General features: G+C 53.1%; 11 protein-coding genes. 6 read left to right on the top strand and 5 right to left on the bottom strand.

All coding sequences use genetic code 11. The annotated features are described in order from the left end of the window. Positions 1-160 precede the first annotated feature (160 nt). Positions 161-493 (bottom strand): gamma-glutamylcyclotransferase family protein, encoded by a 333-nt coding sequence (locus tag DU506_RS09660; protein ID WP_235825496.1) that lies wholly within the window; start codon positions 491-493, stop codon positions 161-163. A gap of 378 nt (positions 494-871) precedes the next feature. Between DU506_RS09660 and DU506_RS09655 the strand changes: the two genes are divergently transcribed. From DU506_RS09655 to DU506_RS09635, 5 genes are all read left to right on the top strand, one after another. Next, positions 872-1,549, top strand: a complete 678-nt coding sequence (locus DU506_RS09655) for a Bax inhibitor-1/YccA family protein (protein WP_114486729.1) — start codon at positions 872-874, stop codon at positions 1,547-1,549. 129 nt (positions 1,550-1,678) lie between these two features. Then, on the top strand, positions 1,679-2,071 hold the full coding sequence (gene tusD, locus DU506_RS09650) for a sulfurtransferase complex subunit TusD (RefSeq protein ID WP_114486728.1): 393 nt from the start codon (positions 1,679-1,681) through the stop codon (positions 2,069-2,071). A gap of 47 nt (positions 2,072-2,118) precedes the next feature. Next, positions 2,119-2,493: a sulfurtransferase complex subunit TusC gene (gene tusC / locus DU506_RS09645; protein WP_114486727.1), complete on the top strand. Its 375-nt coding sequence runs from the start codon at positions 2,119-2,121 to the stop codon at positions 2,491-2,493. Between the two features lie 11 nt (positions 2,494-2,504). Continuing rightward, positions 2,505-2,798, top strand: coding sequence for a sulfurtransferase complex subunit TusB (gene tusB / locus DU506_RS09640; RefSeq protein ID WP_114486726.1), 294 nt, complete (start codon positions 2,505-2,507; stop codon positions 2,796-2,798). Positions 2,799-2,830: 32 nt separating this feature from the next. Beyond that, a complete protein-coding gene (locus DU506_RS09635; RefSeq protein ID WP_114486725.1) occupies positions 2,831-3,181 on the top strand; it encodes a TusE/DsrC/DsvC family sulfur relay protein in 351 nt (116 codons plus the stop codon). Between the two features lie 30 nt (positions 3,182-3,211). On the opposite strand, the gene DU506_RS09630 is transcribed toward DU506_RS09635, so the two are convergent. After that, positions 3,212-4,162 carry a histone deacetylase family protein gene (locus DU506_RS09630; protein ID WP_114486724.1) on the bottom strand — a complete coding sequence of 317 codons (951 nt, stop codon included), beginning with the start codon at positions 4,160-4,162 and terminating at the stop codon, positions 3,212-3,214. A 104-nt stretch (positions 4,163-4,266) separates the two neighbouring features. Between DU506_RS09630 and DU506_RS09625 the strand changes: the two genes are divergently transcribed. Then, entirely contained in the window at positions 4,267-7,014 is a 2,748-nt protein-coding gene (locus tag DU506_RS09625) for a bifunctional acetate--CoA ligase family protein/GNAT family N-acetyltransferase (RefSeq protein ID WP_114486723.1), read from the top strand. Between the two features lie 71 nt (positions 7,015-7,085). On the opposite strand, the gene pdxH is transcribed toward DU506_RS09625, so the two are convergent. The 3 genes from pdxH to DU506_RS09610 all read right to left on the bottom strand — a co-directional run bounded on the left by pdxH (position 7,086) and on the right by DU506_RS09610 (position 8,860). Next, the gene (pdxH, locus tag DU506_RS09620) at positions 7,086-7,730 is read right to left on the bottom strand and encodes a pyridoxamine 5'-phosphate oxidase (protein ID WP_114486722.1); all 645 of its coding nucleotides are present in this window, start codon (positions 7,728-7,730) and stop codon (positions 7,086-7,088) included. Positions 7,731-7,824: 94 nt separating this feature from the next. Next, a complete protein-coding gene (locus tag DU506_RS09615; RefSeq protein WP_235825495.1) occupies positions 7,825-8,178 on the bottom strand; it encodes a branched-chain amino acid transporter permease in 354 nt (117 codons plus the stop codon). Further along, a complete protein-coding gene (locus tag DU506_RS09610; RefSeq protein ID WP_220254337.1) occupies positions 8,162-8,860 on the bottom strand; it encodes an AzlC family ABC transporter permease in 699 nt (232 codons plus the stop codon). Before DU506_RS09610 ends, DU506_RS09615 begins: the two co-directional genes overlap by 17 nt. Between the last annotated feature and the right edge of the window lie 48 nt (positions 8,861-8,908).

Genomic DNA, 8,908 nt, shown 5'->3' with positions numbered 1-8,908 from the left:
CTGTTAGCCGGTGCTGAGAGTTGAGGCACTACCGAGGGGCACTCGGGAAGTTACGCCTGTGGAGTTTGTGTAAGACCGGCAATGCCAAGGCATTGAGGCGACGGACAGCGAAGCAGGAACCAGGAAGGCGACGACCTGGGAATCCCCTTCTGCAAGCGCGTCAGCGCTGAAGGTGGGGGAGGATGTCAAAGAGATACAGCCAGGCAGGGCCGTGTCGGGTCTGGAATATCACACGATCGTAAAGGCCTGCGGTTGGGGTTTCGGTGTTAAAGCCTTCAAGTTGATCCAAGCGAGCCATCTGATCGGCTGTCACATTAAAAATTTCCACTTCTACTCCTTGAGATGCCTCCTGCTTGGCGCCGGGGAAGGGGCCGAGGTCATAAAGGGTAATATCAATAAGTCGATCCGTGCCTACGAAGCGAGCTTCACCCAGCCAGCGGTCATTACGCAGACCGCGTTTCAAGGTGCCATAAACGGCAACCTGCGAAGTCACTTTAACGGCATCTTCCGCTGTGCTTATGGCAGCGTGGCTCCTGTAAAAAGTGTCTGATTGCTATCCCGGTGAAGTATCCCAGAAATCCGCGACTCCCAACAGCAGGTGTGCCAAAGTAAGATTCGCCAATTGAGCTATGCTGCTTCTTGGCAGCCGGTTTGCAAGGGACGTGCATGAAAGCAACATGGGAAGTATCGGTACTGGGCTGAAAAATACCCTGTATTATGGGGGCTATTTCGATACCCGGGAAAATGGTGTTGAAGGGCCTTCCTGTCATCCCGTGGCAAAACGCAACCCACCCGGATAAACTTGCGTCGGGAACCATAGACCGGCATTCTTGTCAGTTGTTGCATAACGCTTTTAGGGAGCATACCAACGATGGCTTATCAAGAAACCAATGTAACGCATCAAACAGGCAGTGGCGTAAATGCTGCCAGTACAAGCAAGGTATTGCGCAATACCTATGCGTTGCTGGCCATGACACTGTTGTTCTCGGCAGTCACCGCCGGCGGTGCCATGGCGCTGGGTATCGAGCGGATGAATATCTTCGTCTTTTTCATCGGTGCCTATGGCTTGATGTTTCTGGTGCATAAAACAGCTAACTCAGCGATGGGTTTGCTTGCCACCTTCGCTTTCACCGGCTTTATGGGATTCACGCTGGGGCCCATTCTGTCCTCTTACCTGACGCTCCCTAACGGGGCGGCTTTGATCATGAATGCGCTTGCCATGACGGGCCTTACCTTCGTGGGTCTCTCTGCTGTAGCGCTGGTCACCAAGAAAGACTTTAGTTTCTTGGGGAATTTCCTGATGGCAGGTGCCATAGTGCTGATTCTGGCTATGGTCGCTGGGCTGGTTTTCAATATTCCCGCGCTCTCGCTGATGGTTTCAGCAGGTTTCGTGCTGTTCGCCTCCGCTGCCATCCTTTACCAGACCAGTGAGCTGGTACATCGTGCGGGTGAAACCAACTATATTCTAGCTACCATCACCTTGTATGTTTCGATCTATAATCTGTTTGTCAGCCTGCTTGCCATCTTGGGTATCATGAGCAACGATTGATCCAAGCAAGATGTGAAACCAGGTAAAATACTAACTGACCCTTGCTTTGGCGAGGGTCGGTTTTTTTATGCCACGCCCAGTGCCTGTCGTGGTGTGATGTTCATTCCGAGATTTCCAGATAGGCCCTTCATGCGCTATGCCTTGCTAGTAATGGGTGCCCCCTACAGCCACCAGGCGGCACATTCCGCGCTGCGTTTCGCCCAGGCGATCATTCGTAAAGGGCATCATCTTGACACCGTGTTTTTCTATCATGACGGTGTACATAACGCTTCGATATTGATGTCTCCTCCACAAGATGAATTACATATGCGTAATGCCTGGGCCGAGCTGCACGAAGCGCATGGTACGCGCCTCGAGGTATGCATTGCTGCGGCACTTCGGCGGGGGCTTTTGGATGCATCGGAAGCCAAACGTCATGCCAAGACGGCTCATAGCGTCGAAGCGCCTTTTGAGCTGACCGGCCTGGGGCAATTATTGGAATTGCAACGCCAGAGTGATCGCTTGGTAACCTTTGCTCCATAAATAGTTCTTGCAAATAGCTTTTGCGCCATGAAAGAGAGAAAACGCCCATGACGATAACCGCCGCGACTGCCGATTTACTGGTGATACTGAGACATGGCCCTTATGGAAGCAGTTGGCTACGTGAAGGCCTGGATGTCAGCCTGGTAGCGGCTGCCTTCGGTCAGAAGGTCAGCCTGATGTTTCTGGGGGAGGGCGTACTGGCGTTAATGCCGGGTCAAGCCAAAGGCGCACCGGGGCAGAAAGCCACAGCGCCGATCATCGATATGCTGGCCATGTATGATATCGACAGGCTTCTGGTTTGTAGTGACGATCTGCAGCGTATGGGGCTACAGGCTGATGAGCTGTGTGCGGCTGTTGAGGTTATTTCCGGCGAAAACGTAAGCGCTGAGCTTGACCGTCACCGCAGTGTGTTCAATTTCTAAGAGAGCTTGTAATGATTTTACACATACTCAATCGTGCCCCAGCGTCAGGGCCAGTGGCCTCCCAGGCGCTGATGGCCATGAAAGACGAGGATACTTTGCTGCTTATCGAAGACGCCGTTCTAGCCATCATGTTTCCCGACTGGGAAGGCTGGCAACAGCTGGAAGGACGAATCTATTTGCTGGAAGAAGACGTTCGAGCGCGTGGGCTTGAAAATGCTGTTAACCATGATGCCTGCTGCTGCATCAATGTCGATGCGTTTGTCGATCTTACCGAGCGTGCAACCCAAAGTGTCAGTTGGTTCTAGCCCTCAGCCTTCACTTTATACGGAGTTTGATGATGTTGAACCCACAAATATACCGTTATCTTGATGTACAAAAAACTATAGCTCTTGACCCCGAAAATTATTTAATCAATATGAAACAGTGGACGCCAAACGTTGCTGAAATGCTGGCTGAGCAAGAAGGCGTGATATTGGCGCCTGAGCATTGGGAAATTATAACGCTTGCTAGAAATTTTTATCAGCGCTATGAAATGGCGCCTGCCATGCGACCGTTAGTCAAAGCTGTAGCGACTGAGCTGGGGGCGGAAAAAGGGCGCTCGATATATTTAATGCAGCTTTTTCCGGGTAGTCCCGCCAAGAGGGTAGCCCAGCTTGCGGGGCTACCCAAACCAACCAACTGTCTTTAAAAAACGGTTTATCTTGAAAGATGGCTTCCATTATTCGGCCGGCGGGTTTGACGAATAGGGTAAACCCAGCAAGGCCTTGAGGTGTGCTTCGACTCCACGTCCCAACGTTTCCAGGTTATAGCCGCCTTCCAGTACCGAGACCAAGCGGTTATCCGCATAAAGCGTAGCAATTTCCATGGCCATATGAGTTATCCAATGAAAATCCTCGTCTTCAAGACAGATATCAGCCATTGGATCATCCTTGTGCGCATCAAACCCAGCCGAGAGCATCACCAGGTCGGGCTTGAATGCATGTAGAGCCGGCAGCCAATGCCGTTCGATAATCCGTCGAAACGCTGCACTGTCCGTGCCGACTTCAAGCGGCGTGTTGACGACGTTCTGCCATTCGCTGCGTAGATAACGCCATGGATAGAAGGGGTACTGAAAGCTGGTGCAGATAAGAATGTTGGGATCATTCTTGAAAATATCGATTGTCCCGTTACATTGATGAACATCGAAATCAAGTATGGCAATCCGTTTTGCTCCATACTTATCACGTGCATGTGCGGCACCCACGGCAACATTATTGTAAAAACAGAAACCCATGGCATCAGAGGCTTCGGCGTGATGGCCGGGCGGGCGAACCGCACAGAAGACATTATCCGCCTGCCGCTTGAAGACCTGGTCCACACCTTTGACGACGGCCCCGGCGGCGACTCGCGCTGCCTTTAGGCTGTCCGGATTCATCATGGTGTCACTGTCCAGCGTCGCGATACCTTCTTCAGGGACGCACTTATCCAACGCTTGCAGGTGACGCCATGGATGAACCCGGGCCAATGCCTCTTGACTTGCTTCCTTGGCATCAAACTGCATGGTTTGCTGCAATACCCCGGCAAGTGACAAACGGGCACGAATAGCCTCTAGACGCAGCGGGCTTTCAGGATGTTCCGGCCCCATATGATGCAGCTGGCAATCAGGGTGGGTAAGGTAAGCGGTGATCATTCAAAGGCTCCATTATGACTAAAGTCACCTTAATCGGGATATGCCCTTGCGCGACACTGGCAATAAGTCTTACATAGACATATATATTTTAGGGAGAAATCCACGTGAGCACCCGTTTTCTACATCATTTCTTTGAACCACGTACCGTGGCTGTGTTTGGCGCCTCCGAAAAACCTAATTCTCTTGGTGGCCTTGTATTGCGCAATCTACAGGAAGGTGGCTTTAAAGGAGAGGTGTGGGCGGTCAATTTAAAAGGTTACGACAGTGTCTTGGGTCACGTCTGTGTCAAGAGTGTTTCTCAACTACCGGAAATCCCGGATCTCGCCGTGGTTTGCTCGCCTATCGAAGGGGTTCCCAAGCTGATTAGTCAGCTTGGCCATTTTGGCATCAAGGCGGCGCTAGTGCTTTCCGGTGGAGCGTATCTTGATCGCGATAGCGACAATAAAGGCTCTATTCGGACACGCATGCTGAGTGCCGCGCGCGAGTCGGGCATCCGGGTGCTGGGGCCTGAATGCATGGGGTTGATCGTTCCCGGAAAAAATCTCAATGCATCCTATTCCAGCCAACCTGTGAAGGCCGGGCGTGTGGCATACCTGGGGCAGTCTGGCATGTTGGCCAATGCCATGATCGACTGGGCGGCAGGCAGGGGCGTCGGCTTTTCCCATTTGGTCACCGTGGGTGACAGTGTCGATGTACTGCTTCCCGATATCATCGACTACGTCAATCAATTCTCTCCTGCCAAAGCTATCTTGCTGCACCTGGAGCGGGTCAATGATGCCCAGCATTTCATGACCGCGGTGCGTGATGCCTCGCGTAATCGCCTGGTGGTGGCGATCAAGAGTGGACGTACACAGGAGTCGGATATTTCCGGCATGGCGCCTACGCCGGGTATTGCCAATCGTGACACGGTGTTCGATGCGGCTTTTTCGCGTGCCGGGGTGGTTCGTGTCAATGACTCCGACGAGTTGTTCGATGCACTCGAAACCCTGTCGCGCGTGAAGCCGCTACGTGGTGATCGTCTTGCGGTGGTATCCAATGGCCTAGCACCGGCTATGCTGGCGATTGACAAGTTGATCAGTGCCGGAGGCAAGCTTGCCGAGTTCAGCATTGAAACACGCGACGCCCTGCGCGAAAGTAACGTGGACATGAGCAAGCCCGGTGAAAACCCGGTTGATCTTGGCGGCAACGCCACTCCTGAGCTGTTTGTCGATACACTGGAAGTGGTGGCGGCAGATCCTAATGTGGATGCGGTGCTTGTCGTTCACGCGCCCACTCGCTTGGCACCTTCCAAAGTCACCGCTGAAGCGCTGATAACCCATCGCAAGCGTTTTCGGCGTAATTTACTGACCAGCTGGATGGGGTTGCAAGAAGCGCTGAAGGCACGACACGAATGCAATGTGGCGGGCATTCCCACCTATATTTCCCCGGAAAAGGCGGTAAAAGCCTTCATGCATATGGTGGACTATCAACGGGTTCAGGCCTTATTGCATGAGATTCCCCCCAGTTTGCCGTTTTCGACCAGCAAGGAAATTCGTGCGCGCTGTCGTACCTTGATCGAACGCGCCAAAGAGCAAGACCGCCAGACATTGACCCACTCGGAAACCGCTCAGGTACTTGCAGCCTACGGCATCCCTGTGGCTACCAGCCATTACGTTACGACACCGGAGGAAGGGCGAAGCGCTGCGGAGCAACTTCCCGGACCAAAAGCGCTAAAAGTAGTGCATGCTGGCAATTGTCGTCCTTATCGTTATCGCAAGCACCCTCACAAGATTTCCGCCGGTTTATTGCAAGACCTGGAAACCCCGGAACAAGTAGCCGATGCGGTGCGTCAGCTAGGCGATAAGGTGAAAGAAAAGTTTCCCGAGTATGAAATACGCGAATACTGTCTGCAGCCCATGCAACGAGGCAAGCATTCAATGCAGATATGCGCGGGCATTACCCGCGACCCGGTGTTCGGCCCCCTGATTGTATTCGGGATTGGCGGTTACAAGGTCAACATCCTGGCGGATCGCCAAGTGGCATTGCCACCGCTCAACATGAGCCTGGCAGCGGATATGGTCGGGCGAACTCATGCATCGTCGTTGATTCGTGAACATTCCGCCGATCCTCAGCGTGACATCGAACGCTTATGCCAGTTGCTGGTCAAGCTGTCGCAGATGTCTTCGGACCTGGGAGAGTTGCGTGGGCTTGAGCTGAATCCACTGTTACTGAACCATGACGGCATCCTGGCGGTCGACTTTGCCATGGATCTGGGCACACCGGCCCGCTTTGCCATCATGCCGTATCCGGAAGACTTGAGAGAGTGGGTCACACTGAAAAATGGCTGGCAAGTGGAGGCGCGGCCTATTCGGGCGGAAGATGCACCTCTGATCACCAACTTTCACCGCCAGCTGTCAGAAGAAAGCATCCGCTTCCGTTACTTTCACAACAAGTCGAATTTGACTCAGCGAGATCTATCGGTACTTTCTCACATCAATTACGACCGCCAGATGGCCTTTATCGCTGAGCATCAACGTGATGATGGCAGCAAGGAGATGCTCGGGGTGGTCAGGGTGTGGAACGATCCGGACAATATTCGTACCGAGTTTTCCGTGATCATTCGCGATGACCTTCAAGGGCTGGGTATCGGCAGCCTGTTGATGAAGAAAATGATCGACTATTGCACCAGCATCGGTACCTTGGAAATGATCGGCAAGATCATGGTGGATAACCATCCCATGCGCGCGCTAATGAAACATCTCGGCTTTCGTTGTCGCTATAACATGGAAGAGCAGGTGATCGATGCCGTGATGCGTTTGAATGAGCCGGAAAGCGAGTGGCAACGCCATCGCTTGGAAAGCCTGCCGGACTGAAAACCCGGCTCATATCGCTTTTTTAAGAGCCCGGTTTTTAGAAGCGAGCTGCGAAGCTTGAAGTAACGAGTTCAGGGGGCGAGACGAAAGCGGTTCCAGGCGCCGGCATCGCGTCTTTCGTAGCGAATACGGTCATGCAAGCGACTGGGTTGGCCTTGCCAGAATTCGATCATATCCGGGACCACACGATAACCACCCCAATGGATAGGGCGGGGAATGACCTGACCGTCATAAGCCCGCTCGAAACGTTTCTGACGTTCTTCAATCCAGTTTCTGTCTGGGATCACGACGCTTTGCGTGGCGATCCAGGCCCCCAACTGGCTGGCACGTGGTCGGCTACTGAAATATTCATCCGACTCTTCAGCGCTGATCGGCTCTACGCTGCCCTCGATTCGCACCTGGCGCGATAACGAAGGCCACCAGAACGTCAGTGCAGCGAAGGGCACGTTCATCAGTTCACTGCCCTTGTGGCTATGGTAGTTGGTATAGAACACCATGCCCTGTTCATCGAAGCCTTTGAGAAGTACCACCCGAGCATGGGGCCTTCCCTGACTATCCACGCTGGCCAACGTCATGGCATTACCATCCTGACCCTCGCTTTCCAGCGCCAAGGTAAACCACTCGTCGAACAGAATGAATGGATCCTGCGGCGTTTTGTCTTCTTCCAACTGTCCGCCTTCATAGTCACGCCTGATATCGGCAATATTTCGAGTCATCAGCTTGTTCTCCTTGACGTTTTAGTCATGTTCGCCGCTAGGCGAGTAAAGCTCAACCAGTATACGGGGTTGTTTGTCCTTGATGGAATCCTGGCTACGCTGTCCCACTCAGTTGGACCATCGCCATGTAAGCGCCAGTTCCTAACATGATGGATAGCAGAGCGTTACGCCGCCAGAGGTGAAGTATTGTCACAAGCCCCGCGGCTAGAAACATGGGAAAACCAGTTTCCCCCATGTTTAGTTGCCAATCGATTAAAGGGCGAAAATCACGCAAGGCATAGATGACCAGTATCATCATCACCGCCGGAGGAAGGTAGCGCCCCAGATGGAGAACAAGCGGATGCTCTGCCTGCTCGGCCAAAGCAATAAAGGGTAACACTCGCGTGGCGAAAGTGGCCAATGCGCAGGTAGCGATCAATAGCCACAAAGGGTCAGCTAGCATGTCCATGCGACCTCTTGCTTGCCAAGTGATAATGTACGAGCAGCAGCAGGCTCGCGGAGCCGATGGCGCCTAGCAACAGATGTTGATCCGGCAACCATAAAAGTGCGCCAAAGCCGGTTCCCAGGGCGATGATAAACGGCAATGCCTGACGCAGGCGTCTAGCCTGTTCAAGCGTGAGAACGATAAACAATGCCGTCAGGGCAAATTCGATGCCTTGGCTATCGAAAAGCTTGGCCGAACCGACGGCAACCCCAAGCAAAGTGCCCAGTACCCACCAAAATTGATTGAGTAGACTTATCCGAAACGCCAAACTGTGATTGGCAGCATTGGAGCCGCTCTGGCTGGTCAGTAAAGAGTAGGTTTCATCCGTGAGCGCGAAGATCAGATAGGGTTTTCGCCAGCCGGCTCCCTGGAAGCGCTTGAGCAAGGAGAGACCGTAGAATACATGACGAGAGTTGAGCATCAAGGTGGCGACGGCCACTTCTATTATCCCGGCACCTGACGCTAACAAGGCGATAGCCAGAAACTGGCCCGCCCCGGCATAAATCAGGAATGACATTGCCATGGCGGCGTACCAGGGTATGCCCATTTCTACAGCAAGAATCCCAAACGCCGCCCCCAGGGGCAAATACCCGAACATAACCGGGAGTGTTTGAAGACCCGCTTCACGCCATGCCTGGCTTATCAAGGCAGTACTCCTGAGGTAAGTGCGACTAAAACTCAGCGCATTCTATGA

The organism is Vreelandella rituensis (genome assembly GCF_003336665.1).
In the GTDB taxonomy this organism is placed as follows: Bacteria; Pseudomonadota; Gammaproteobacteria; order Pseudomonadales; family Halomonadaceae; genus Vreelandella; species Vreelandella rituensis.
This window is presented reverse-complemented; position numbering and strand designations above follow the sequence as displayed.

Bases quoted from the DNA above. Each gene is read 5' to 3' on its own strand.
- DU506_RS09655 (WP_114486729.1), top strand. From the start codon at position 872: ATGGCTTATCAAGAAACCAATGTAACGCATCAAACAGGCAGTGGCGTA.
- pdxH (WP_114486722.1), bottom strand. From the start codon at position 7,730: ATGACTCGAAATATTGCCGATATCAGGCGTGACTATGAAGGCGGACAG.
- DU506_RS09615 (WP_235825495.1), bottom strand. From the start codon at position 8,178: ATGGACATGCTAGCTGACCCTTTGTGGCTATTGATCGCTACCTGCGCA.
- tusC (WP_114486727.1), top strand. From the start codon at position 2,119: ATGACGATAACCGCCGCGACTGCCGATTTACTGGTGATACTGAGACAT.
- DU506_RS09635 (WP_114486725.1), top strand. From the start codon at position 2,831: ATGTTGAACCCACAAATATACCGTTATCTTGATGTACAAAAAACTATA.
- tusD (WP_114486728.1), top strand. From the start codon at position 1,679: ATGCGCTATGCCTTGCTAGTAATGGGTGCCCCCTACAGCCACCAGGCG.
- DU506_RS09630 (WP_114486724.1), bottom strand. From the start codon at position 4,162: ATGATCACCGCTTACCTTACCCACCCTGATTGCCAGCTGCATCATATG.
- tusB (WP_114486726.1), top strand. From the start codon at position 2,505: ATGATTTTACACATACTCAATCGTGCCCCAGCGTCAGGGCCAGTGGCC.